This window comes from Streptomyces sp. NPDC087440, from assembly GCF_044744005.1.
GTDB lineage: Bacteria > Actinomycetota > Actinomycetes > Streptomycetales > Streptomycetaceae > Streptomyces.
Map to the genome: position 1 here is coordinate 97673 of NZ_JBIUXN010000014.1, position 25328 is coordinate 123000.

Sequence of the window (25328 nt, forward strand, 5' to 3'; positions counted from 1 at the left end):
GCACGTTTCTGCATGGGGTTACTCGGTCAATGACCATGGAAATAACGGGAGTTGGGGGGTGTGTCGCCGTGGAGTTCGCCGACTGGCGGGGTGCGTCCGGCACCTGCCGCATGTTTCGGTGAGGTCTCAACTCACCAGTTCGAGGGACGCGCGCCACGGCGTGAGCCACCGGCGCGCACGAAATCCAAGGGCGCGCCCCTGAGGGATGCGCCGGTGCTTTCCGGACGGACGGCGGACTTCCGCGGCCCCTTCGCAGCGTCGCCCAATCCTCATAAGGTGAGCAGTATTGGCGGTACGTACGGTCGAGGAGGACCTTAAGTGAGCGAGACGAGCGCGGGGAGCCCGAAGTTGCGTGCGGTGCTGGACGGCATCCCCACGTACAAGCCCGGGAAGCCGGCCGCGGCCGCCGAGGGCGACGGCCCGGTGGCGTACAAGTTGTCCTCCAACGAGAACCCCTACCCGCCGCTCGCGGGCGTCATGGAGCAGGCGATCGCCGCGGCCGGGGTCTTCAACCGCTACCCGGACATGGCCTGCACGGGGCTGATGGAGGAACTGGCGAAGCGTTTCGGCGTGCCGGTGTCCCACCTGGCGACGGGCACGGGCTCGGTCGGTGTCGCGCAGTCGTTGCTCCAGGCGACCTCGGGTCCCGGCGACGAAGTGATCTACGCCTGGCGCTCCTTCGAGGCGTACCCGATCATCACCCAGATCAGCGGGGCGACCTCGGTCAAGGTGCCGCTGGACGACGGCGATGTGCACGACCTGGACGCGATGTTCGACGCGATCACCGAGAAGACCCGGCTGATCTTCGTCTGCAACCCCAACAACCCCACCGGCACCGTGGTGCACCGCGCCGAGCTGGAGCGCTTCCTCGACCGCGTGCCGAAGGACATCCTGATCGTCCTGGACGAGGCGTACCGCGAGTTCATCCGCGATGAAGACGTGCCGGACGGCATCGAGCTCTACCGGGACCGGCCGAACGTCGCCGTGCTGCGCACCTTCTCCAAGGCGTACGGCCTGGCGGGCCTGCGCGTCGGCTTCGTCGTGGCGCACGAGCCGGTGGCGGCGGCGCTGCGCAAGACGGCCGTGCCCTTCGGTGTGAGCCAGATCGCACAGGAGGCGGCCGTCGCCTCGCTGCGCGCGGAGGACCAGCTCCTGGAGCGGGTGGACGCGCTGATCGCCGAGCGGACGCGGGTGTACGACGCGCTGGTCGGCCAGGGCTGGACGGTGCCCGTGACGCAGGCGAACTTCGTGTGGCTGCGGCTGGGGGAGCGTACGACCGACTTCGCGGCGGCGTGCGACCGGGCCGGTGTCGTGGTGCGTCCGTTCGCGGGCGAGGGCGTGCGCGTGACGATCGGCGAGGTCGAGGCGAACGACCTGTTCCTGAAGGCGGCGGAGGAGTTCCGCAAGGAGCTGTAGCCCCGGCGGGCGCGGTGCGCCTGATGCCCCTGTGAGCCGTGTGCCGGCTTGCGGGGGCATCGTCGTTTTTAGGGGGTACCCCCCTGGATCCTTCCGAATGGGCGTGCGACATAATGCTTGTGAATGTGAACGCGTTCACAAGCGTGTCCCCGTTCGTCCCATGATTTGTGGGATTAAAGGGGCAAACTGCCCGATGAAAGTCCCGTAGATGCGGGACCGTGCATGTGGCTGTGGCTTCGGCGACGTAAGGAGAGACGACGTGGAGCTGGCACTGGCGCCAGAGACCCTCGCGCGATGGCAGTTCGGTATCACCACCGTCTACCACTTCCTCTTCGTCCCCCTGACGATCTCGCTCGCCGCGCTGACCGCCGGCCTGCAGACCGCCTGGGTGCGGACGAACAAGGAGAAGTACCTCAAGGCGACCAAGTTCTGGGGGAAGCTCTTCCTCATCAACATCGCGATGGGGGTGGTCACCGGCATCGTGCAGGAGTTCCAGTTCGGCATGAACTGGTCCGACTACTCCCGCTTCGTCGGTGACATCTTCGGCGCTCCGCTGGCCTTCGAGGCGCTGATCGCGTTCTTCTTCGAATCGACCTTCATCGGGCTGTGGATCTTCGGCTGGGACAAGCTGCCGAAGAAGATCCACCTGGCCTGTATCTGGCTGGTGTCGATCGGCACGATCCTCTCGGCGTACTTCATCCTGGCGGCCAACTCCTGGATGCAGCACCCGGTCGGCTACCGGATCAACAAGGAGCGCGGGCGGGCGGAGCTCACCGACTTCTGGAAGGTGCTCACCCAGGACACCGCGCTCACCCAGTTCTTCCACACCATCACCGCCGCCTTCCTGGTCGGCGGCGCGTTCCTGGTCGGCATCGCGGCCTTCCACCTGGCCCGCAAGAAGCACATCCCGGTGATGCGCACCTCGCTGCGGCTGGGCCTGGTCACCGTGGTGATCGCCGGTCTGATGACCGCGATCAGCGGTGACGAGCTCGGCAAGGTCATGTACAAGCAGCAGCCGATGAAGATGTCGGCGGCGGAGGCCCTCTGGGAGGGCGAGGCACCCGCACCGTTCTCGATCTTCGCGATCGGTGACGTGGACAAGGGCCACAACCGGGTCGCCATCGAGATCCCCGGAATACTGTCCTTCCTCGCCCACAACAACTTCACCGAGTACGTCCCGGGCATCAACGAGATCAACAAGGCCGAGCAGGAGAAGTTCGGGCCCGGCGACTACCGGCCCAACATCCCGGTCGCCTACTGGGGCTTCCGCTGGATGATCGGCTTCGGCATGGCGTCCTTCGCGCTCGGCATCCTGGGCCTGTGGCTGACCAGGAAGAAGTTCCTGCTGCCACCGGGCCTGCGGACCGGTGAGGACGAAGTGCCGAACCTGGTGCTCTTCCGCAAGAAGGCCCTCAGCCCCCGCCTCGCGTCGCTCTACTGGATCGTCGCGCTGTGGACCATGCTCTTCCCGCTCATCGCCAACTCGTGGGGCTGGATCTTTACCGAGATGGGCCGTCAGCCCTGGGTCGTCTACGGCGTCCTGAAGACCTCGGCGGCGGTCTCCCCCGGCGTCTCGCAGGGCGAGGTCCTCACCTCGATGATCGTCTTCACCCTGCTCTACGCCGTCCTCGCCGTCATCGAGGTCAAGCTCCTCGTGAAGTACGTGAAGCTCGGCCCGCCGGAGCTCACCGAGGCCGACCTCAACCCGCCCACGAAGATCGGCGGCGACGACCGCGATCCCGACCGGCCGATGGCCTTCTCGTACTAGGACTGGGGAACTGCTGTGGAACTCCACAACGTCTGGTTCGTGCTGATCGCGGTCCTGTGGATCGGCTACTTCTTCCTGGAGGGCTTCGACTTCGGGATCGGCGTCCTCACCAAGCTGCTCGCCAAGGACCGCAAGGAACGCCGGGTCCTGATCAACACCATCGGGCCCGTCTGGGACGGCAACGAGGTCTGGCTGCTGACGGCGGGCGGTGCGACCTTCGCCGCCTTCCCCGAGTGGTACGCCACCCTCTTCAGCGGCTTCTACCTGCCGCTCCTGCTCATCCTGGTCTGCCTGATCATCCGGGGCGTCGCCTTCGAGTACCGGCACAAGCGGGACGAGGAGCGCTGGCAGACCAACTGGGAGCACGCGATCTTCTGGACCTCGCTGCTGCCGGCCGTCCTGTGGGGCGTCGCCTTCGGCAACATCGTGCGGGGCGTGAAGATCGACGGGGACATGGAGTACGTCGGGAACTTCTTCGACCTCCTCAACCCGTACGCCATCCTCGGCGGCCTGGTCACGCTCACCCTGTTCACCTTCCACGGCGCGGTGTTCGCGGCGCTCAAGACGGTCGGTGACATCCGGGTCCGGGCGCGGGCGCTCGCGGTGAAGCTGGGCGTGGTGACCGCTGTGCTGGCGCTGGGCTTCCTGATCTGGACCCAGGTCGACAAGGGAGACACCGGCAGCCTCGTCGCGCTGATCGTGGCGGCACTCTCGCTGGTCGCGGCGATCGCCCTGATCCAGGTGGGGCGTGAAGGGTGGTCGTTCGCCCTGTCGGGCGTGACCATCGCGGCGGCGGTCGCCATGCTCTTCCTGACGCTCTTCCCGAACGTCATGCCGTCCTCGCTGAACGACGCCTGGAACCTCACGGTCACCAACGCCTCGTCCAGCCCGTACACCCTGAAGATCATGACCTGGTGCGCCGGCATCGCCACTCCGCTGGTGCTGCTCTACCAGGGGTGGACGTACTGGGTGTTCCGGAAGCGGATCGGTACGCAGCACATCGCCGATGCGCACTGACGCCGTGCGCTTCGGCGAGTGCCGTCCGCTCTCGCTGATGCCCTTCGTTCTCGCTAGTGGGGGATGTTTCACGTGAAACCGATCGACCCGCGTCTGCTCAGGTACGCCCGTGCCACCCGCTTCTTCCTCGGAGCGGTGGTGGTTCTCGGACTCGCAGGCGCGGGTCTGGTCGTTGCCCAGGCGATGCTCATCGCCGAGGTGGTGGTCGGGGGCTTTGAGGACGGTCTCGACTCCGCCGGGGTGCTGACTCCGCTGATCCTGCTGGCCGTCGTCGCGGCCGGGCGGGCGCTGGTGGCCTGGCTGACCGAGCTGGCCGCCCACCGGGCGAGCGCGGCGGTCAAGTCCGAGCTGCGGGGGCGGCTGCTGGAGCGGGCGGCCGGGCTCGGTCCCGGGTGGCTCGGAGGGCAGCGGGTGGGCTCGCTCGTCGCGCTGGCCACCCGTGGTGTGGACGCGCTGGACGACTACTTCTCGCGCTACCTGCCGCAGCTGGGGCTGGCGGTCGTGGTGCCGGTGGCGGTGCTCGCGCGGATCGTCACCGAGGACTGGGTGTCGGCGGCGATCATCGTGGTGACGCTGCCGCTGATCCCGGTGTTCATGATTCTCATCGGCTGGGCCACCCAGTCCCGGATGGACCGTCAGTGGAAGCTGCTGTCGCGGCTGTCCGGGCACTTCCTGGACGTCGTCGCCGGACTGCCGACGCTCAAGGTGTTCGGCCGGGCCAAGGCGCAGGCCGAACAGATCCGGGCCATCACCGGCGAGTACCGCCGGGCCACCATGAAGACGCTGCGGATCGCCTTCCTGTCGTCGTTCGCGCTGGAGCTGCTGGCCACGCTGTCGGTGGCGCTGGTCGCGGTCACCATCGGCATGCGGCTCGTCCACGGGGAGCTGGATCTGTACACGGGGCTGGTGATCCTGATCCTGGCCCCGGAGGCGTACCTGCCGCTGCGGCAGGTCGGGGCGCAGTACCACGCGGCCGCCGAGGGCCTGGCGGCCGCCGAGGAGATCTTCGAGGTGCTGGAGACCGAGCTGCCCGAGGGCGGTTCGGGGGACGCTCCGGCGGGTGGTGCGCTGCGGGTCGAGGGCGTGACCGTACGGCACGAGGGGCGGTCGGCTGCTTCCCTGGAGTCGGCGTCGCTGGAGGTCGGGGAGGGCGAGACGGTCGCCCTGGTCGGGCCCAGCGGGGCGGGCAAGTCGACGCTGCTGAACGCGGTGCTGGGCTTTGTGCCGCTGGAGTCGGGGCGGGTGCTGGTCGGGGACACCGACCTGGCGGCCGTGGACCCCGAGAAGTGGCGGGCGCGGGTGGCGTGGGTGCCGCAGCGGCCGCACCTCTTCGCGGGGACGGTCGCCGAGAACGTACGGCTGGCCCGGCCGGAGGCGGACGACGCGGCGGTGCTGGAGGCGCTGCGGGACGCCGGGGCGCACGATTTCGTGGCCGCGCTGCCGCAGGGCGTCGAAACCCTGCTCGGCGAGGACGGGGCCGGGCTCTCCGCAGGGCAGCGGCAGCGGCTGGCACTGGCGCGGGCCTTCCTGGCCGACCGGCCGGTGCTGCTCCTGGACGAGCCGACGGCCGCGCTGGACGGCGAGACCGAGGCGGGCATCGTCGATGCGGTGCGGCGGCTGGCGGTCGGGCGGACCGTGCTGCTGGTGGTGCACCGGCCGGCGTTGCTGGCCGTGGCCGACCGGGTGGTGGCGTTGGGGGACGCGGGGGCCGTTCCGGCGGGTCCTGGTGCTCGGATTCAGCCGGCTGCGGGGGTTCAGCTGCCTGCGAGCGATGTTTCACGTGAAACGGTCGCGGATGCCCAGGCGCCTGCTCATGTTTCACGTGAAACATCGCCGAGCGCGCGGGGCAGCGTGCTGCGCCGGGTGCGGCGGGACGCGGGGGAGCAGCGCGGGCGGCTCGCGCTGGCGCTGCTGCTCGGGAGTCTGGCGCTGGGGTCGGCCGTGGGGCTGATGGCGGTGTCCGGGTGGCTGATCTCCCGGGCTTCCGAGCAGCCTCCGGTCCTCTATTTGATGATGGCGGTCACCGCGACGCGGGCCTTCGGCATCGGGCGGGCGGTGTTCCGGTACGCGGAGCGGCTGGTCTCGCACGAGGCGGTGCTGCGGATGCTCGCGGACATGCGGGTGGCCGTGTACCGGCGGCTGGAGCGGATCGCCCCGGCCGGTCTGCGGGAGACCCGGCGCGGGGACCTGCTGTCGCGGCTGGTCGCCGATGTGGACGCCTGGCAGGACTACTGGCTGCGCTGGCTGCTGCCGGTCGGTGCCGCGGCCCTGGTGGGCGCGGCCGCCGTGGGCTTCACCGGGTGGCTGCTGCCGGAGGCCGGGGCGGTGCTGGCTGTCGGGCTGCTGCTCGCCGGGGTCGGGGTGCCGCTGGTGAGCGGTGCGGCGGCGCGGCGGGCGGAGCGGCAGCTGGCTCCGGCGCGCGGTGCACTGGCCGTGCGGGTCGCGGACCTGCTCGGCGGGGTCGGCGAGCTCACGGTGGCGGGTGCGCTGCGGCGCAGGCTGGCCGCCGTGAAGGAGGCGGACGGGGCGCTCACCCGGATTGCCTCGCGCGGGGCGTCGGCCACCGCGCTCGGCGGCGGTCTGTCGGCGCTGGTGTGCGGGCTGACCGTGGTCGGGGCCGCGTGGGTCGGGGTGCAGGCCGTGGCGGACGGGCGGTTGTCCGGGGTGGCGCTGGCGGTGGTGGTGCTGACGCCGCTGGCCGCGTTCGAGGCGGTGACGGGGCTCCCGCTGGCCGTGCAGTACCGGCAGCGGGTGCGCCGCAGCGCGGAGCGGGTGTACGAGGTGCTGGACGCGCCGCTGCCGGTACGGGAGCCCGAGACGCCCGCGGCGGTGCCCGCCACGCCCTTCCCGGTGGAGGTGCGGGGCCTGTCCGCCCGGTACGCCGGGCAGGAGCGGGAGGCGCTGAGCGGGGTGGACCTGACGCTGGAGGCCGGGAAGCGGATCGCGGTGGTCGGGGCGAGCGGGGCCGGGAAGACGACCCTCGCGCAGGTGCTGCTGCGGTTCCTGGACGCCGAAGCCGGGTCGTACACGATCGGCGGGACGGCCGCCGAGGAGCTCGACGGCGACGACGTACGGACGATGGTCGGGCTGTGTGCGCAGGACGCGCACCTCTTCGACAGTTCGGTACGGGAGAACCTGCGGCTCGCCAGGACCGGCGCCGACGACGCGCAGCTCCTGGAGGCGCTCGGCCGGGCCCGGCTGCGGGAGTGGGTCGAGGTGCTGCCGGAGGGTCTCGACACCTTGGTGGGCGAGCACGGGGCGCGGTTGTCCGGTGGGCAGCGGCAACGGCTCGCGCTGGCCAGGGCGCTGTTGGCCGACTTCCCGGTACTCGTCCTGGACGAACCGGCCGAGCACTTGGACCTGGCGACGGCGGACGCCCTGACGGCGGATCTCCTGGCCGCCACCGAGGGCCGCACGACCGTGCTGATCACGCACCGGCTGCAGGGCCTGGAGGCCGTGGACGAGGTGGTCGTGCTGGCTGCGGGGAAGGTTGTGCAGCGCGGTGACTTCGGGGCGCTGGCCGCTGCGGAGGGGCCGCTGCGGCGGATGCTGGAGCGGGAGAGGGCGGCGGAGCCGGTGGCGTAGGAACGGTGCCGGGGCGGCCTGGGAGCGGCGCCGGGTCCCGATGGGCGGGCGACCGCAGGGGCTTAAGCGGTCGAAACACGCGCACGTCGACTTTCCCCTTTAAATCGGACTAACTAGTCTCAAGGGCATGTCAGCGCAGCAGGACCCGCTCGTATCCGACGGCCCGTCCGCCCCACAGGACTCCCTCGACGCCGCCACCGAGGCGACGCGCAGCCTGCAAGGGCTGTCGACCGAGCTCACGGCACGGGTGCCGCACCTGCTGGAGGCCATGCGGTCGGTGGGCACCGGTCTCGAACTGCACTCCACCCTCGACCGCATCTGCGAGACCGCCGCCGAACTGGCCGACGCCCGGTACGCGGCGATCGGCGTGGTCGACGACGAGGGCGACGGGCTGTCCGACTTCGTGACCTACGGCGTGACGGTCGAGGAGGCCGCCGCCATCGGCCGCCTGCCCGACGGGCACAAGGGGCTGCTCGGTGCGCTGATCAGGGACCCGGAGCCGGTGCGGCTCGCGGACCTGACGGCCGACCACCGGTTCGCCGGTTTTCCCGCGCACCACCCGCCGATGCGGACCTTCCTCGGCGTCCCCATCCGGGTGCAGGGCGAGATCTTCGGCAACCTCTACCTGGCCGAGAAGCACGGCGGCGGCGAGTTCAACGACTACGACCTGCACATGCTGCGGGTGCTGGCCACCGAGGCCGGGATCGCCATCGGCAATGCCCGCCTGTACGAGGCGGCCCGCCAGCGCGAACGGTGGATCGACGGCTCGGTGGCCGTGACGACGGCCCTCCTCTCGGGCGGGGACGTCGACGACGCGCTCACCGTGGTCGCCGAGCAGGCGCGGCGGCTGGCGGACTCGGACGCCGGGATGGTGCTGCTGCCCACCGAGGACGGCGGCCTGGAGATCGCGGCGGTCTCCTCCGACAATCCCGGCGAGACGCTGGGCAAGGTGATGCCGCCGGAGAGCCCGATCGTGGGCCTGCTGCTGGGCGGCGAGTCGGTGTTCGTCAGCGACTCGGCCACCGACCCGCGCATGATCACGCGGATGTCCGCCCGGTACGGGCCGAGCATGCTGCTGCCCCTGCACAGCGGCGGCAGGGTGATGGGCGCGCTGGCGACGCCTCGGGGGCGGGGCGGGAAGCCGTTCACCGAGGCGGAGCGGACGCTGGCCACCCAGTTCGCCTCGCAGGCGGCGCTGGCGCTGATGATGGCCGAGTCGCAGCGCGACCGCGAGCGTCTCGCGGTGTACGAGGACCGCGACCGCATCGCCCGTGACCTGCACGATCTTGTTATCCAGCGGCTGTTCGCGACCGGGATGATGCTGGAGAGCGCCCAGCGCAGGTCGGTCGTGCCGGAGGTCCAGGAGGGCGTCGGCAAGGCGGTGGACGAGCTGGACGTGACGATCCAGGAGATCCGCACCGCGATCTTCGCGCTCCAGCAGGGGCCCGCCGAGGCGCCGTCGGGGCTGCGCACCAAGGTGCTGCGGGAGATCAACATGGCGGCGGTGCCACTGGGCTTCAAGCCCGCGCACCACTTCCTGGGTCCGGTGGACGCGCTGGTCGGCGAGCTGACCGGGAAGAACCTGATCGCGGCGCTGCGCGAGGCGCTGTCGAACGCCTTCCGGCACGCGGAGGCGTCCCGCATCGAGGTGGTCGTGGACGCGACGGCGGAGCTGGCCGACGGGCGGCGTGCGGTGCGGCTCACCGTCGCGGACGACGGGGTCGGCATCCCGGAGGGCGGCCGGCGCAGCGGGCTGCGGAACCTGGGGCGGCGGGCCGAGGCGCTGGGCGGCTCCAGCTCGTACGGCCCCGGGCTGGGTGTGGACGGCGGGGGGACGACGGTGGTGTGGGAGGCACCCCTGTAGCAGGGGTTGCGTACGGGTAAGGGGCGCCCTCCCGGAGGACGCCCCTTACCCCTGTGGCGTCGGAGGACGCCCATGTTCGTGGCGTCGGAGGTCGCCCCTCGCCCGTGGCGCGCTACTGCTGCCGCTCGGCCAGGAGCTGCTCGATGATCGCGGCGACCCCGTCCTCCTCGTTGGGCGCCGTGCGCCCCGAGGCGACGGCGAGGACCGCCGGGTGGGCGTTGCCCATGGCGTACGAGCGGCCCGCCCAGGCCAGCATCTCGATGTCGTTCGGCATGTCGCCGAAGGCCACGACCTCTTCCGGGAGGATGCCGCGTTCGGCGCAGCAGCGGGCCAGGGTGCTCGCCTTGGAGACGCCGGGGCCGCTGATCTCCAGGAGGGCGGTCGGGCTGGAGCGGGTGACCGAGCCGTAGGTGCCGACGGCCGTGCGGGCCAGGTCGAGGAAGTCGTCCGGGGCCATCGTGGGGTGGTGTGCGAGCAGCTTGATCACCGGGGCGCCCAGGCCGGGGGTCTGCGCGTGCAGCAGCTCCTCGGCGGTGCCGATGCTGGCCGCCGGGTCGAACTGGAACGGCGGGTAGTCGGGCTCGTAGTGGATACCCGTGGTCAGTTCCACCGCGAAGGAGGTGTCGGGGGCGGCGGCCCGCAGCGCCGCCACGGTGGCGAGGGCGTCGGCGCGCTCCAGGGGGCGCACCTCGATGAGCTCGCCGCCCGCGTGCAGGTCGACGACGGCCGCGCCGTTGGCGCAGATGGCGAGGCCGTGGCCGTGGACGTGCGCGCTGACGACGCCCATCCAGCGGGCCGGGCGGCCGGTCACGAAGAAGACCTCGATCCCGGCGGCCTCGGCGGCGGCCAGGGCGGCGACGGTGCGCTCCGAGACGGACTTGTCGTCGCGCAGCAGCGTGCCGTCCAGGTCGGTGGCGATCAGGCGGACGGCCGCGGCCGCGCCCGCACCGTCCTCGGGGTCGTCGGCCGGGCGGGGGCGGGGGTCGGTAGCTGAGGTCACCGCTTCATCTTCCCGCATGAAGCGCACGGACGTGCGAAAGGGTGCACATCTGAGGGGGCACATCCGGAATCAGGTGCTCCGGTCGGTGGCGTTTCGGGGCGGCCACAATTCCCTGGGGGATTGTCAGTGCCCCCACCTACGATGTTCATCAATTCCGGGTCCTGCCCGTGGCCTTGCGGTCGGCGGCATGGGCCGGACGGCCGTCGCGATTCGTCAGGGGGGACCCAGCGATTCGTCCGAGCCCACGCAGCCGCCCACAGACGCGAGGTGATTCGGTGAACCCGAAAACACAGGCAGACGATCCCCAGAATCCCAACAATCCCGAGAATCCCGACACCCCTGAGAATCCCGAGGTCAACACCTTCCAGGTCGACCTGCGCGGCCTCGTCGACCTGCTCTCCCACCACCTGTACTCCAGCCCCCGCGTCTACGTCCGCGAACTGCTGCAGAACGCGGTGGACGCCTCCACCGCCCGCCGCGGCCACGACCCCGACGCCCCGGTCCGCATCCGGCTGAGCGCCGCCGCCGACGGCGCCGTCACCATCGAGGACAGCGGCATCGGCCTGACCGCGGACGAGGTCCATACCCTCCTCGCCACCATCGGCCGCAGCTCCAAGCGGGACGGCCTGGAGGGCGCCCGCCGCGAGTTCCTCGGCCAGTTCGGCATCGGCCTGCTCGCCTGCTTCGTCGTCGCCCGGCAGATCCGCGTCATATCCCGGTCCGCGCGCACCCCCGACGCGCCGCCCGTGGAGTGGCTGGCCACCGACGACGGCTCGTACACCGTACGGACGCTGCCCGACGACGCCCGCCCGGAGCCCGGCACCACCGTGCACCTCCGGCCGCGCCCCGGCGCCGAGGAGTGGACGCAGGCTGCCCGCGTCGAGGAGCTGGCCAGGGACTTCGGCTCGCTGCTCCCGTACGACGTCACCTTCACCGGGCCCGACGGCGACGCCCGCCCCGTCACGGACCGGCCCGCCGTCTGGGACCGCCAGCACCCCACACCCACCGCCCGCCGGGTGGCGCTCGCCGGGCACTGCGCGCAGACCTTCGGCTTCAGCCCGCTCGACAGCATCGACCTGGACCTGCCCGTCGCCGGGGTGCGCGGCGTGGCGTACGTCCTGCCGTCGGCGACCAGCCCGGCCCACCGCGCCGCCCACCGGGTCTACCTCAAGGGCATGCTGCTCACCGACCGCGCGGACAACCTGCTGCCGGACTGGGCCTTCTTCGTCCGCGTCGTCCTCGACACGGACACCCTGCGGCCCACCGCGTCGCGGGAGAACCTCTACGACGACGAGACGCTGGACGCCGTACGCGAAGCACTGGGCGTGCGGATACGGGAGTGGCTGGCCGAGCTCGCGGCCGGGGACCCGGACCGGCTGGCGTCGTTCCTGGCCGTGCACCACCTGGGCGTGAAGTCCCTCGCCCGGCACGACGCGGACCTGCTGGAACTGATGCTGCCCTGGCTGCCGTTCGAGACCAGCGACGGCCGGCTCACCCTGGACGAGTTCGCCCGTACCCACTCCGAGGTGCACTTCACGCGCACCGTCGAGGAGTTCCGCCAGGTCGCCCCGATCGCCGCCGCGCACGGGCTCGGCGTGGTCAACGGCGGCTACACGTACGACGCCGAACTGGTCGAACTGCTCCCGCAGGTGCGCAGGGACGTCAAGGTCAGCGAGCTGGACGCCGGAGCGGTCACCGCGCACCTCGACCCGGTCGCCCCGCAGCAGGAGCTGGCCTTCGCGTCCTTCCTCGCCACCGCCAGGACCCGGCTGGACCCGCTGGGCTGCGACGTCGTCCTGCGCGGATTCCAGCCGGTGACCGTGCCCGCACTCTTCCTCGACGACCGTCAGGCCCGGCACGAGCGCGACCGCGCCGACGCCGAGGCGAACGCCGACAGCCTGTGGACGGGCATCCTCGGCGCGCTCCGCGGCTCCGTGCCGCGCGCCCGCCTGGTCCTCAACCACAACAACCCGCTGGTCCGGAAGATCGCCGCGATCCCCGACGCCGACCTCGCCGGTACGGCCGTCGAATCGCTCTACGGCCAGGCCCTGCTGATGTCGCAGCGCCCGCTGCGCCCCGCCGACACCTCACTGCTCAACCGGGCCTTCCTCGGCCTCCTGGAGTGGGCGACCCACCCGATCGCGAACGCCGCCGAGGCGGAGAAGAAGGAGGACGGGCAGTGAGCGACCACATCCTCTCGCCCCACGACGTCCGGGAAGCCCTCTGGGAGAACCGCCGCGCCCCCAACGGGCCGGTGCGCAACGCCCGCGGGGAGCAGCTGGTCGCCGCCGCGGAGACCACCGGGGACCCCGGGCTGGTCCGGCTCGCCCTCTTCGAGCTGATCTCGGCGTACGAGTACAGCGTCGAGCGCGGCCGGATGATGGTGCCCTTCGCCCGCCTGCTCCAGGAGTGGGACAAGGACCCCTCCGGCTTCGACAGCTCGGACGTCTACCGGTTCCACTGGATGTTCAAGTGGGTCACCTCGGGGATGCTGACGCTGCCCGAGATACCGCTCTCCTCGATCGAGGGCTGGCTGGTCGAGATGCAGCACCGCTACAGCCTCGGCGGCTACAGCGAACGAGCGGTGCGCCAGGCCGAGTTCGAACTCGCCCAGGACACCGGTGACACGGAGCGCGCCGAGCGCGCCTTCGCGGCCTGGACCGCCGCCGAGCGGGACGAGATGGCCAACTGCCACGCCTGCGAGACCAACGACCAGGGTCACCACTGGGAGACGCGCGGGGAGGACGCCAAGGCGCTGGAGGTCTGGACCCCCGTGCTCGACGGGCGTCTGACCTGCGCGGAGGAACCGCACCGCACCTTCGCCAAGTCCCTGCTCCCGCTGGTGCGCACGGGCCGGACCGACGAGGCGCGCAGCCACCACCTGCGCGGCTACCGCATGGCCAAGGGCAACGAGAGCCTGCTGCCGTCGATCGGCCTGCACATCGAGTTCTGCGCGCTGACCGGCAACGAGGGACGCGGCCTGGAGATCCTCGCCGAGCACGCGGGTCACCTCTCGTCCGAGGGCAACGCGTGGACGAACCTGCAGTTCCAGACCGGCGTCCTCGTGCTGCTGCGCCGCCTGGTCGCGACCGGGCACGGGCACCGTCCCGTCGCGCACCACGACGGCCGCCGGCACACGGCGGCGGAACTGGCCGCGCTGCTGGAGGACCGTACGGAGGAGACGGCCCGGCGTTTCGACGCGCGCAACGGCAGCACGGTGGTGTCCGGGCAGCGCGCCGAGCGGCTCGCCAGGCAGCCCCTGACGGACACGCTGCCGCTGGGGGTGCGGGCGGCTGCCTCTGTGTCCGCTGCGCCCTCTGCGCACTCCGTACGGTCGGCTCCGGCCGGGAGTGCGGCGGAGACCGTAGAGGAACTGGCCGTACGGGCACGGGCGTCGCGGGCCGCGGGCCACCCGGCTGCGGCGGAGCTCTGGGAGCGGATCGCGGTGCTGCGCGCGCGCGAGGGCGCACCGGAGCCGGAGGCGCTGCTCGCGGCCGAGCTGGCGGAGCACCACGCGCTCACCGTGGGCCGGGCCGGGGGAACACCGGTCGGGGACGGCACGGTACGGCGGCTCTTCGAGGACGTCGTCGCGGTCTACCAGGCGCTCGGCGAGCCCGCCCGGGCCGCGGTCAACGCCGTACGGATCGCTGTCGCCGCTGTCCAGCAGGGTGCGTCCGACGAGGAGATACGGGCGGCGCTGCACGCGGCGGACGCGCTGGTCGAGGAGATACCCGCCGACGATCCGCTGCGGACGTACCGGGAGGCCACCGCGGCCCTGACCCGGATCAAGCTGGAGACGTTCATCGCCCAGCGCGCCCATGCCCACCGCTCCCACGCCGAGCGCTCCCACGCCGAGCGTGACGGGGCCGGGCGCGAGGAAGCCGGGCACGAGGAGGCCGGGCACGACGGCGGTTTCGAGGCGGAGGCCCACGCGCGCTTCCTCGCGGCGATGTCCGGCTTCGCCGAGCGGTACGGCACGGGCGAGGCCGCCGGGCGCCTGTCCGACCTGGTCGCCGAGGCCGAGGTCGCGCTCGCCCACGACGCGGTGGACACCCAGGACTGGAAGCGCGCCGAGGACCTGCTGACCTCCGCGGCCCGGCGGAACCAGGAGGCCGGCAAGCCGTGGGAGGCCGCGGAACCGCTGACCGGTCTGGCCCGGCTGCGTCTGATGCTGGGCCGCCCCGACCTGGCGGAGGAGGCGGCCCGTACGGCGCTGGAATGCGCGGCCGAGCTGGTCGACGCCGAGGAACGGGGAACCGTACGACTGGCTCTGGCGGAGGCGCTCTACCAGCAGGACGGCAAGGAGGCCGAGGCGGCGACGTACGCGCTGGAGGCGGCGCACTGGTTCGACGCGGCGGGCGACGGCGCGGGGGCGGGCGCCTCTGCGCGGCTGGTCCTGGCGCAGGCGTTCGGCGCGAGCGGCCGGGCGGCCGAGGGCGCCGAGATCCTGGAGTCGGCGCTGCCCGACCTGTTGGAGCACGGCGACGAGCAGGCCGTACGCGCGCGGGACACCCTCGGGCGACTGCTGCGGCAGCTCGGCGACGAGAAGGCGGCGGCCGAGCAGTACCTGCTGGCGGCGGAGACCGCCGAGGCCTGGGACCACCCGGCGCCCAAGGCGCGGCTGGCGATGCTGGCGGCCGAGTGCCTGGCGGGCGCGGACGGGCTGGAGGAGCAGGCGGCGCAGGCGTACGAGCGGGCCGTCGGGCTGTGGCAGGAGGCGGGCGAGCCGTTCGGGCAGGTGCGCGCGCTGCGGGCGCTGGCGTGGCTGGCTGCCGAGGAGCGGTACGACGACGAGGGCGAGGAACTGCCGGGCGACGTCGCGCGCGCCCGGGAGTTGATGGACCGGGCCCTCGTGGTGCTCGACGAGGACGGGCCGGAGTACCGCCTGGAGCGGGCCCGCACCTGGTCGCAGCTGTCGCGGTTGCTCTACGACGAGGACGGGCTGGAGGCCGAGTCCGTCGAACTGGGCATCCGGGCGGCGGAGGCACTGCGCGAGTTCGGCCCCGAGGAGCTGGGCGAGCGGGCGAGCTGCGTGCTGCGGTCCGCGTGGGCGGAGCAGGGGCTCGGGCGCAAGGACGAGGGACGGGCGCTGCTGGAGACGTTCGTCGGCGAGCTGAAGGAGCTGGCCGGGGAATCGGAGGCGGCGGCGGAGCTGCTGCGGCAGGTGGAGCAGCGGGTGGAGCACTACGGCTGAGCGCGAGGCGGCGTACGAAGGGGGGCGACCCCGGATCCCGGTGCGAGGCCCCGTACGAGGGGGCGATCCCGGCACGAGGCCGCGTACGAGGGGGCGACCCCGGCGCGAGGTCGCGTACGAGGGGGCGACCCCGGCGCGATCCCGGCGCGGGATTGCCCCCTCCTCGTCCGCTCAGCCCAGCTGCGCGAGCCCCTCCGTCGCGATCTGCTCAAAGACCTTCTCGTCCGCCGCGAACTGCGTGTCAGCGATGGGCCAGTGCAGCACCAGCTCGTCGAAGCCCAGCTCCGCATGCCGCCCCGCGAAGTCCACGAACGCGTCCAGGGACTCCAGCGGCCGGTCCGGCGTGAACCCGGTCAGCAGGGTCTTCCCCAGCTCGCCGACGTCCCGCCCCACGGCCTCGCACGCCGCCCCCAGCTTCGCCACCTGCCCCCGGATCGCCTCCAGGGACTCGTCCGGCGTGCCGTTCTCGTACAGCTTGGGGTCACCGGTGGTCACCCACGCCTGCCCGTGCCGCGCGGCCAGCTTCAGCCCGCGCGGCCCGGTCGCCGCCACCGCGAACGGCAGCCGCGGCCGCTGCACGCACCCGGGGATGTTCCGTACGTCGCCCGCCGACCAGAACGTGCCCTCGTACGACACGGCGTCCTCGGTGAGCAGCCGGTCCAGCAGCCCCAGGAACTCGGCGAACCGGTCCGCCCGCTCGCGCGGCGTCCACGGCGCGGTCCCCTCGGGCACCAGGGCCGTCGCATCGAACCCGCCCGCGCTGCCCGCGCCGATGCCCAGCGTGACGCGCCCGCCGCTGATGTCGTCGAGCGAGATCAGCTCCTTGGCCAGGGTCACCGGGTGCCGGAAGTTCGGCGAGGTCACCAGCGTGCCCAGGCGCAGGCTCTCGGTGGCCGACGCGGCGGCCGTCAGCGTGGGCAGCGCCCCGAACCACGGGCCCTCCCGGAACGGCACCCGCCAGGACAGGTGGTCGTAGGTGTACGCGGTGTGGAAGCCCAGCTCCTCGGCCCGCTGCCACACCTGCTTGCCGCCCTCGTTCCAACGGCGGATCGGCAGAATCACAGTGCTCAGACGCATGATCCGACTGTACGGGCCGGGCCTGCGCCCCGGGGAGGCGTCACCGGGCTCACGCCCCCGGGAAGTGCAGGAACTCCACCGGCACCCGTGCCGTCAGCCACACCCCGTTCGCGCTCACCCGGAAGGTGTGGCCCGCCCGGTGCATCGCCCCGGCGTCCACGGACAGCACCACCGGGCGTCCCCGGCGCGCGCCGACCCGGGTGGCGGTCTCCCGGTCCGCCGACAGGTGCACGTCGTGCCGGGCCATCGGGCGCAGGCCCTCGGCCCGGACGGCCTCCACGGCCCGGGGGTGGGTGCCGTGGAAGAGATACGGCGGGGGCTCGGCCGGGGCCAGCGCCAGGTCGACCTCGACCGTGTGGCCCTGGCTGGCGCGGATCAGGGTGCCGCGCGCCTGGTCCTCCCGTACCGCGAAACGCTTCTTGTCGTTGATGGCGACGACGTGGTCCAGCTCGGCGCGGGTGAAGCGGAAGCCGTGCGCGGCGGCGGCCCGGACGAGGGTGTCGACCTCGACCCAGCCGTTCGCGTCGAGGGCGAGGCCGATGCGCTCGGGCTGATGGCGCAGGTGTTTCGAGAGGTACTTCGAGACCTTCACGATGCGCTGCTCGTTCATCCGGTCAGAATCCCTGGCGAAGTGCTCGGAGCGCATCCGAATTCCGTTGGCCTGAGAGGAAGTTCGAGGTAATCCACAGCCAACCGCCCTTTTCCACAAGGGAAATGCAAGAACTGTGGATAACTCATGCCCGATTTAAGGCACTTCATCAACTTTCGCCCGATTGAGTTGTTTTGCTGACAGGGCGTCCAAGGTCCGTGCCTGGAGCTCCCGTTCCGTGGCCGCCGCAACAAAAGCCGAAGCGTTCTCTGCCCCAACCAACGCCTGGACGGCGGCGATCGTTCCCGCCGGAAGCGCGAGCGCCTGCGGTCGGTCGTCCGGCTCGGCGGAGGGCGCCGCCCCGAGGTGCTGCTGCAGGTGACGGGTGGCGAACAGTCGCATGGCACGCGCCAGTTCGGCGTCCACGCTCTGCTGCGCGAGCGGCCGCAGCCGACGTACGAGGGCGGCCGCCTCCGCCGCGTCCGCGTCCGTCGGCGGCGTGTGTCCCAGATACCGCGCGAAGACGTGCTCGGTGGTGAACTCCAGGAACCGGGCCGCTATGTGCTCGACCTGGCCGCGCAGTTCGCGCAGATGGCCCGAGATGGCACGCAGCGGAACCCCCGCCGCATAGAGCTCCGCGGCCACCGCCAGCTCCTGCGGCGAGGGCACCAGGAACTCGTCCTCGCAGCCCTCGATCCTTTCCAGCACCCCGAGTTCGACCGCCTCGGCGACCGCGGAGTCGTCGGGACGGCCGCCGAACCGCGCGTCCAGCTCCGCCCGCGTGATCCGGCTCGCCTCCTCGTCGGTCCACGGCCCGCCGACCTCCGCGACCAGTCCGAGCACCCCGCCCAGGCCCCGGCCCGCGTCCCACGCCTCCAGCAGCTCCTTGATGCTGGCCAGGGTGTAGCCCCGGTCCAGGAGATCGGCGATCTGCCGCAGCCGGGCCAGGTGCGCGTCCCCGTACACGTTGGCCCGCCCGCGCCGCTCCGGCTTGGGGAGCAGCCCGCGGTCCTGGTAGGCGCGGATCGTCCGGACCGTGGCACCGCTGTGGTGCGCGAGGTCCTCGATCCGGTACTCGCCCTCCGTCTGTCGCCCGGACATGGCCACTCCCCTTCCTCCCGGCGCCGATTCAGGACCGTTTCTCCCGGCCGGCTCAGGGCCGCAGTGCGGCCCGTCCCACCGCACCCGCGGCGGCGCGCGCCGCGGGCGAGGTGGCCAGGTACTCCACGGCCCTGCGCAGCGAGCCTTCCTGCGAGGGATGGTACGACCGCCGGAAGTACCGGGGGACCGCCGAGCCCAGCTCCCGCCAGGTCGGCAGCAGCCCCTTGGCGACCGCCCGGTTGTGCTCGCGCAGCGAGTAGCGCAGCCTCCCGGCGAGCTGCGGATCGTGACGTATGAGGTACGAGGCCCCCCACGCCCACAGCCACAGCATCACCGGCGCGACCACGACCATGCCCTCGATACGGCGGGCGTAGCGGGGCAGGCCCTCGCCGCCGCAGTGCTGGTACATGTCGAAGGCGACCGCCCGGTGCTCGACCTCCTCCGCACCGTGCCAGCGCAGCAGATCGAGCATCACCGCGTCCGGGTCTGCCCGGTCCAGGCCCTCCGCGTGCAGCACCCAGTCGCCGAGCACGGCCGTGAACTGCTCGATCGCCGCGACCACCGAGAGCCGGAACCGCAGCCACTCCCGGGTGGGCACCGGCAGGTTCAGCGGCGGCGTCTCGCCGAGCAGCTTCTCGAAGAGGAAGTCGACGTGCCGGGTGTACGCGGCGGTGTCCAGGTCCTGGTCGGCGAGGTGGTCCAGCACATAGCTGTGCTGCACGCTGTGCGTGGCCTCCTGCCCCATGAACCCCTTGACCTGCTGGAGGAGTTCGGGGTCGCGCACCAACGGCAGCGCCTCCTTGAAGACCCGTACGAACCACCGCTCACCGGCCGGCAGCAGCAGGTGCAGCACGTTGATGACGTGCGTGGCGGTCGGCTCGTCCGGTATCCAGTGCAGCGGCGTCCCGTGCCAGTCGAAGGAGACCCGGCGGGGCGCGATGACGTGTCCGGCGTCCTGAGGTTCGGTGTTCACAGCGGCGGCTCCAATCGGGCGATCGCGCGCAGCGCCTTCGGCGTGAAGCGGGACATCAGGTACGCGCCGCGCGCCTCCGGTGTCACCGGCACCACCGCCTGGTTCTTCACCACGGCGCGCAGTACGGCGTCGGCGACCTTCTCCGGCGGGTAGTTGCGCAGCCCGTACAGCCGCGACGAGCGCTTCTGCCTGCGCTTCTCCTCTTCCTCCGACACCCCGGTGAAGCGGGAGGTGGCGGTGATGTTGGTGTTGACGAGGCCGGGACAGATGGCGCTCACCCCGATGCCCTGCCCGGCCAGCTCGGCCCGCAGGCACTCGCTGAGCATCAGCACCGCCGCCTTCGACGTGCTGTACGCGGGCAGCGCCTTGGAGGGCTGGAAGGCGGCGGCGGACGCGGTGTTGACGATGTGACCGCCCTGGCCGCGCTCGGCCATCTGCCTGCCGAAGGTGCGGCAGCCGTGGATGACCCCCCACAGGTTGACGTCCAGGACCTTCTTCCAGTCCTCCGCCGAGGTGCTCATGAAGGAACCGGACATCCCGATTCCGGCGTTGTTGACCAGCACGTCCACGATGCCGTGGTCGGCGGCGACCTTCTCCGCCAGTTTCTCCATCGCCTGCGCGTCACTGACGTCGACGACCTCGGCCCAGGCGTCCTGCGCCCCGATCAGCCGGGCCAGCTCGGCGGTCCTGGACGCCCCCTCCGCGTCCCGGTCCACCGCCACGATCCGCGCGCCCGCCTCGGCGAACGCGAAGGCGGTGGCCCGCCCGATCCCGCTGCCCGCACCGGTGACCAGGACCAGCTGCCCGCCGAACCGGTCGGCGTACGCGCCGCCCGCGGCGGACTCGCGCGGGGCGACCCCCGCCGTGCTGTCCTCGTTCGCCGTGACGAACTCGGCTATCCACGCCGCCAGTTGGTCCGGCCGGGTGCGGGGCACCCAGTGCTTGGCGGGGAGGGTGCGACGTACCAACTGCGGAGCCCACAGCGCCAGATCGTCGTACAGCCGCTCCGACAGGAAGGCATCCCCGGTCGGGGTGATCAGCTGCACGGGTGCGTGCGCGTACGCGTCGGCGCGCGGCCTGCGCAGCCGGGTGCGGACGTTGTCGCGGTAGAGCCAGGCGCCGTGCGCCGCGTCCTGCGGCAGCGAGGCCGTCGGGTAGTCGCCGGCCGGGATCTTCTCCAGCCGCTCCAGCATCTTCGGCCAGCGCTTGCCGAGCGGCCCGCGCCAGGCCAGCTCGGGCAGCACCGGGGTGTGCAGCATGTACACGTACCAGGACTTGATGCCCTGGTTGAGGAGCTGGGCGGCGCGGCGCGGGGTCGGCCGGGACATCCGCTTCTTGATCCAGTGACCGAAGTGGTCCAGGGACGGCCCCGACATGGAGGTGAAGGACGCGATCCGCCCCTGCGTGCGCTGGACCGTCGCGAACTCCCAGCCCTGCACGGACCCCCAGTCGTGCCCCACCAGATGCACCGGCCGGTCCGGACTGACCGCGTCCGCGACCGCCAGGAAGTCGTCGGTGAGCTTCTCCAGCGTGAATCCGCCGCGCAGTGGCTTCGGCGCCTGTGACCTGCCGTGCCCCCGGACGTCGTACAGCACCACGTGGAAGCGGTCCGCCAGCCGGGTCGCGACCTCGGACCACACCTCCTTGCTGTCCGGGTAGCCGTGCACCAGCAGCACGGTCGGCTGCGCGGCGTCGCCCAGTTCGGCGACGCACAGTTCGAGCCCGCCGGTCCGCACCCGGCGCTCGCGCGCCCCCGCCAGACCCGTCGCGCCCGCCTCGGGTTGTGCCTTCTCCACGCTCATGCCGCCTTCTCCTCGGCCCAGCGCCGCACGTGCGGCAGATCGTCGTCCAGCCAGAACGCGCTCTGCTCGGGGTCCTGGGAGTCGGTGACCACCAGGATCTCCTCGAACTTCGCGCCCGTACCCCGAAATCCGAGGTGCGGTTCCACCGCCCACAGGCCCGGCTGCGGCGGGTGGTCGGAGAATTTGTACGGGCTCCACAGCGGGGACCAGCCGTCCCGGTGCCCGTGCAGCGCGTCGCCCGCCAGCCCCTTGAGCGACTGCGTCCCAAACCCGAACACATGCGGTGACCAGGGGCGTTCCTTCACCCGGTCGACCTTGTGGGCGATCACGCCGAACGGGTACGCGCGGTGCCGGTTGGCGTATCCCTGGCGCACCATGAGCCGCTCGACGTTCTCGTAGATCTCGCGGAGCGTCCGCTTCTCGCGCACCTGGTCGAGGATCAGCGTGCGGTGCGCCTCCAGGTCGGCGAGCAACCGGTCGTGCACCGGGTTGAGGCCCAGGCAGCCCGAGTAGCCGATGTCCGCGGTGTAGCCTTTGTAGACCGGGGCCATGTCGAGGACGAACGGCATCCCCGCCTCCAGCCGCCGGTTCGTCGGGAAGAACTGGAGCGGAATCCGGAAACCGGTGAACGCCGTCCGGTCCCCGAACCACGCGAACGGCAGATGGAACCAGTCGCGCACCCCGCGCTCGCGCAGCCACACCCGCTGCATCCGGGCCGCCTCGCGCTCCGTCACCCCCGGCTTGAGCTGCCCGGCGACGGCCTCGGCGCACTCGTACGCGAGGCGCTGCACCTGTCTGAACCCCCGCAGTTCCGCGGTGAGTTCGCCCCGTGTGCCGGAGACTTCTGAGATTGCTGAGGTCATGCCACCCGTCCGTCCCGTGTAGCGGTACGCGTCCGTAACTTGACACTGATGAATGTGACAATGCTCGGCGGCTACGTCAAGGGCTGTGCATGAGGCCTGTGGATAACTCCGCGCCCGTTCCGCCGCCACCGGCCCCCCTACGGGTTCGTACGACCAGAGGCGGAGAGGAGAACAACCGCCAGGGCTGACGTGGAATGTGGCCTGCGCCACTACCTTCGGAGTTGTGACTGCCGTGATCGCAACCGAAGCCCTGAGCAAGCGGTTCCCCCGGGTGACCGCGCTTGACCGGCTCACGTTGGACATCGGACCCGGAGTGACGGGTCTGGTGGGAGCCAACGGAGCCGGCAAGTCCACATTGATCAAGATCCTGCTCGGCCTGTCCCCCGCCACCGAGGGCACGGCCGCCGTGCTCGGACTCGACGTCGCCACCAGCGGCGCCGAGATCCGCGAACGCGTGGGATACATGCCCGAGCACGACTGCCTGCCGCCGGACGTCTCGGCCACCGAGTTCGTCGTGCACATGGCGCGGATGTCCGGCCTGCCCGCGACCGCCGCCCGCGAACGCACCGCCGACACCCTGCGGCACGTCGGCCTCTACGAAGAGCGCTACCGCCCCATCGGCGGCTACTCGACGGGCATGAAGCAGCGGGTGAAGCTGGCCCAGGCCCTGGTCCACGACCCGCAGCTGGTCCTCCTCGACGAGCCCACCAACGGCCTCGACCCGGTCGGCCGCGACGAGATGCTCGGCCTGATCCGCCGTGTGCACACCGACTTCGGGATCTCGGTCCTGGTCACCTCGCACCTCCTGGGCGAACTGGAGCGCACCTGCGACCACGTCGTCGTCATCGACGGCGGCGCGCTGCTGCGGTCCAGTTCGACCAGTGACTTCACCCAGACGACCACCACCCTCGCGGTCGAGGTCACCGACTCCGACACCCACCCCGACGGCACGCGCGCGTTGCGCGAGGCACTCACCGCCGCCGGTGCCACCCTGCACGCCGCCGAGGAGCAGGGGTTGCCCGGCGCCGGTCACATCCTCCTGGTCGAGGGCGAGGGCGACGCCACGTACGACCTGGTCCGCGACACCGTCGCCGACCTGGGCATCGGCCTGGTCCGCATGGAACAGCGCCGCCACCACATCGCCGAGGTCTTCCGCACCGAGCAGCACGCCGACGCGGAGCCCGTCGCGGCCGGTGCCGCCTGGGGCACCCAGTGGAACGACAAGCAGAAGGGAGGCGGCCACGATGGCAACTGACCTCACACCGCAGGGCGCCGACCCGACGCGCATCCACAACATCGGCTACCGCTCCTACGACGGCCCCCGCCTCGGCCGCGGCTACGCCCGCCGTTCGCTCTACTCCCAGTCCCTGCGCGGGGCGTACGGACTGGGCCGCAGCGCCAAGTCCAAGGTGCTGCCGATGGTCCTGTTCGGCGTCATGACCGCCACCGCGGCGATCATCGTCGCCGTCGCCGTGGCGGCCCCCGCGGGCACCATCACCAAACTGCCGCTCTCCTACACGGCGTTCGCGATCACCCTGCAGCCCGTCATCGGCCTCTACCTGGCCGCCCAGGCGCCGCAGACGGTGTCCCGGGACCTGCGCTTCAAGACGGTGCCGCTGTACTTCTCACGGCCCATCGAGCGCCGCGACTACGTCCTCGCCAAGTACGCGGCGATGGCCTCCGCGCTGTTCGCCCTGACGGCGATCCCGCTGGTCATCCTCTACGCGGGCGCACTGCTCGCGAAGTTCGACTTCGGCACCCAGACCAAGGGCTTCGCACAGGGGTTGGTCTCCGTGGCACTGCTGTCCCTCCTGTTCGCCGGGCTCGGCCTCGTGATGGCCGCCCTGACGCCGCGCCGCGGCTTCGGCGTCGCCGCCGTCATCGCCGTGTTCACCATCTCGTACGGTGCCGTCTCGACCGTCCAGGCCATCGCCGCCGCACAGGAGGCGAACGGGGCGGTGGAGTGGCTCGGCCTCTTCTCGCCCGCCACCCTCATCGACGGCGTCCAGACCGCCTTCCTCGGCGCCACCTCGAACTTCCCCGGCGGCACCGGCCCCGGTGCCGGCACGGGCGTGGTCTACCTGCTGGTCGTCCTCGGGCTCATCGCCGGCTCCTACGGCGTCCTGATGCGCCGCTACCGGAAGGTCGGACTGTGACCACGATCGACATCACCAAGGCCTCCCGCTGGTTCGGGAACGTGGTCGCCGTCAACGACGTCACCATGAGCATCGGCCCCGGCGTCACCGGCCTCCTCGGCCCCAACGGCGCCGGGAAGTCCACCCTGATCAACATGATGGGCGGCTTCCTCGCCCCCTCCAACGGCACCGTCACCCTCGACGGCAACCCGATCTGGCGCAACGAGAGCGTCTACAAGGAGATCGGCGTCGTCCCCGAACGGGAGGCGATGTACGACTTCCTCACCGGTCGCGAATTCGTCGTCGCCAACGCCGAATTGCATGGTTTGGACGAGCGGGCGGCACAGAAGGCGCTCGCGACCGTCGAGATGGAGTACGCACAGGACCGCAAGGTCGCCACGTACAGCAAGGGCATGCGCCAGCGCGTGAAAATGGCCTCCGCCCTGGTGCACGATCCGGCGGTGCTCCTGCTGGACGAGCCGTTCAACGGCATGGACCCCCGCCAGCGCATGCAGTTGATGGACCTCTTGCGCCGCATGGGCGCCGAGGGCCGCACGGTGCTCTTCTCCTCGCACATCCTGGAGGAGGTCGAGCAGCTCGCCTCGCACATCGAGGTGATCGTCGCCGGCCGGCACGCGGCCTCCGGCGACTTCCGCAAGATCCGCCGCCTGATGACGGACCGCCCGCACCGCTACCTCGTACGCTCCAGCGACGACCGCGCCTTGGCCGCCGCCCTGATCGCGGACCCGTCCACGGCGGGCATCGAGGTCGACCTCACCGAGAAGGCGCTGCGCATCCAGGCCGTCGACTTCGGCCGCTTCACCGAGCTGCTCCCGCAGGTCGCCCGCGCGCACGGCATCCGCCTACTCACGGTGCAGCCCTCCGACGAGTCCCTCGAATCGGTCTTCTCCTACCTCGTCACGGCCTGAAAGGAGCTTGCTGCG

The 25328-nt window shown here is 71.6% G+C and carries 17 protein-coding genes; 10 read left to right on the forward strand and 7 right to left on the reverse strand.

Translation table 11 applies throughout. The annotated features are described in order from the left end of the window. The first annotated feature begins 318 nt into the window (after nucleotides 1–318). From hisC to ACIO3O_RS25955, 5 genes are all read left to right on the forward strand, one after another. Nucleotides 319–1416, forward strand: a complete 1098-nt coding sequence (hisC, locus tag ACIO3O_RS25935) for a histidinol-phosphate transaminase (RefSeq protein WP_401749740.1) — start codon at nucleotides 319–321, stop codon at nucleotides 1414–1416. Nucleotides 1417–1675: 259 nt separating this feature from the next. Beyond that, entirely contained in the window at nucleotides 1676–3184 is a 1509-nt protein-coding gene (locus ACIO3O_RS25940; RefSeq protein WP_401749742.1) for a cytochrome ubiquinol oxidase subunit I, read from the forward strand. 15 nt (nucleotides 3185–3199) lie between these two features. After that, nucleotides 3200–4201: a cytochrome d ubiquinol oxidase subunit II gene (cydB, locus tag ACIO3O_RS25945; protein WP_401749744.1), complete on the forward strand. Its 1002-nt coding sequence runs from the start codon at nucleotides 3200–3202 to the stop codon at nucleotides 4199–4201. Nucleotides 4202–4273: 72 nt separating this feature from the next. Beyond that, entirely contained in the window at nucleotides 4274–7786 is a 3513-nt protein-coding gene (gene cydD / locus ACIO3O_RS25950; RefSeq protein ID WP_401749746.1) for a thiol reductant ABC exporter subunit CydD, read from the forward strand. A gap of 127 nt (nucleotides 7787–7913) precedes the next feature. Next, the gene (locus ACIO3O_RS25955) at nucleotides 7914–9650 is read left to right on the forward strand and encodes a GAF domain-containing protein (RefSeq protein ID WP_401749748.1); all 1737 of its coding nucleotides are present in this window, start codon (nucleotides 7914–7916) and stop codon (nucleotides 9648–9650) included. Between the two features lie 112 nt (nucleotides 9651–9762). Here the strand turns inward: ACIO3O_RS25955 and ACIO3O_RS25960 are convergent, their stop codons facing one another. Beyond that, nucleotides 9763–10650 (reverse strand): HAD family hydrolase, encoded by an 888-nt coding sequence (locus ACIO3O_RS25960; protein ID WP_401749750.1) that lies wholly within the window; start codon nucleotides 10648–10650, stop codon nucleotides 9763–9765. Between the two features lie 275 nt (nucleotides 10651–10925). Here ACIO3O_RS25960 and ACIO3O_RS25965 point away from each other — a divergent pair, with 275 nt between their 5' ends. Both ACIO3O_RS25965 and ACIO3O_RS25970 read left to right on the forward strand, forming a co-directional pair. Next, the gene (locus ACIO3O_RS25965) at nucleotides 10926–12833 is read left to right on the forward strand and encodes an HSP90 family protein (RefSeq protein ID WP_401749752.1); all 1908 of its coding nucleotides are present in this window, start codon (nucleotides 10926–10928) and stop codon (nucleotides 12831–12833) included. After that, nucleotides 12830–15844 (forward strand): tetratricopeptide repeat protein, encoded by a 3015-nt coding sequence (locus ACIO3O_RS25970; protein ID WP_401749754.1) that lies wholly within the window; start codon nucleotides 12830–12832, stop codon nucleotides 15842–15844. Before ACIO3O_RS25965 ends, ACIO3O_RS25970 begins: the two co-directional genes overlap by 4 nt. A 171-nt stretch (nucleotides 15845–16015) precedes the next feature. On the opposite strand, the gene ACIO3O_RS25975 is transcribed toward ACIO3O_RS25970, so the two are convergent. The 6 genes from ACIO3O_RS25975 to ACIO3O_RS26000 form a co-directional block, all read right to left on the reverse strand. After that, entirely contained in the window at nucleotides 16016–16921 is a 906-nt protein-coding gene (locus tag ACIO3O_RS25975) for an LLM class flavin-dependent oxidoreductase (protein ID WP_401749755.1), read from the reverse strand. A 49-nt stretch (nucleotides 16922–16970) separates the two neighbouring features. Beyond that, nucleotides 16971–17531, reverse strand: coding sequence for an RNA 2'-phosphotransferase (locus tag ACIO3O_RS25980; protein WP_401749757.1), 561 nt, complete (start codon nucleotides 17529–17531; stop codon nucleotides 16971–16973). 135 nt (nucleotides 17532–17666) lie between these two features. Then, nucleotides 17667–18611, reverse strand: a complete 945-nt coding sequence (locus tag ACIO3O_RS25985) for a MerR family transcriptional regulator (RefSeq protein WP_401749759.1) — start codon at nucleotides 18609–18611, stop codon at nucleotides 17667–17669. A 52-nt stretch (nucleotides 18612–18663) separates the two neighbouring features. Further along, complete coding sequence (locus tag ACIO3O_RS25990) at nucleotides 18664–19584, reverse strand: metal-dependent hydrolase (RefSeq protein WP_401749761.1); 921 nt, start codon at nucleotides 19582–19584, stop codon at nucleotides 18664–18666. Beyond that, the gene (locus ACIO3O_RS25995) at nucleotides 19581–21386 is read right to left on the reverse strand and encodes an SDR family oxidoreductase (protein WP_401749763.1); all 1806 of its coding nucleotides are present in this window, start codon (nucleotides 21384–21386) and stop codon (nucleotides 19581–19583) included. The genes ACIO3O_RS25990 and ACIO3O_RS25995 overlap by 4 nt, the downstream gene beginning before the upstream one ends. Further along, the gene (locus ACIO3O_RS26000; RefSeq protein WP_401749765.1) at nucleotides 21383–22249 is read right to left on the reverse strand and encodes a M24 family metallopeptidase; all 867 of its coding nucleotides are present in this window, start codon (nucleotides 22247–22249) and stop codon (nucleotides 21383–21385) included. Before ACIO3O_RS26000 ends, ACIO3O_RS25995 begins: the two co-directional genes overlap by 4 nt. Nucleotides 22250–22481: 232 nt before the next feature. Between ACIO3O_RS26000 and ACIO3O_RS26005 the strand changes: the two genes are divergently transcribed. From ACIO3O_RS26005 to ACIO3O_RS26015, 3 genes are read left to right on the forward strand one after another with little or no spacing between them, the layout of a single operon-like run. Beyond that, a complete protein-coding gene (locus ACIO3O_RS26005; protein ID WP_401750012.1) occupies nucleotides 22482–23504 on the forward strand; it encodes an ABC transporter ATP-binding protein in 1023 nt (340 codons plus the stop codon). Next, complete coding sequence (locus tag ACIO3O_RS26010; RefSeq protein WP_401749766.1) at nucleotides 23494–24405, forward strand: ABC transporter permease; 912 nt, start codon at nucleotides 23494–23496, stop codon at nucleotides 24403–24405. Before ACIO3O_RS26005 ends, ACIO3O_RS26010 begins: the two co-directional genes overlap by 11 nt. Then, on the forward strand, nucleotides 24402–25313 hold the full coding sequence (locus ACIO3O_RS26015; protein WP_401749768.1) for an ABC transporter ATP-binding protein: 912 nt from the start codon (nucleotides 24402–24404) through the stop codon (nucleotides 25311–25313). The genes ACIO3O_RS26010 and ACIO3O_RS26015 overlap by 4 nt, the downstream gene beginning before the upstream one ends. Nucleotides 25314–25328: the final 15 nt, after the last annotated feature.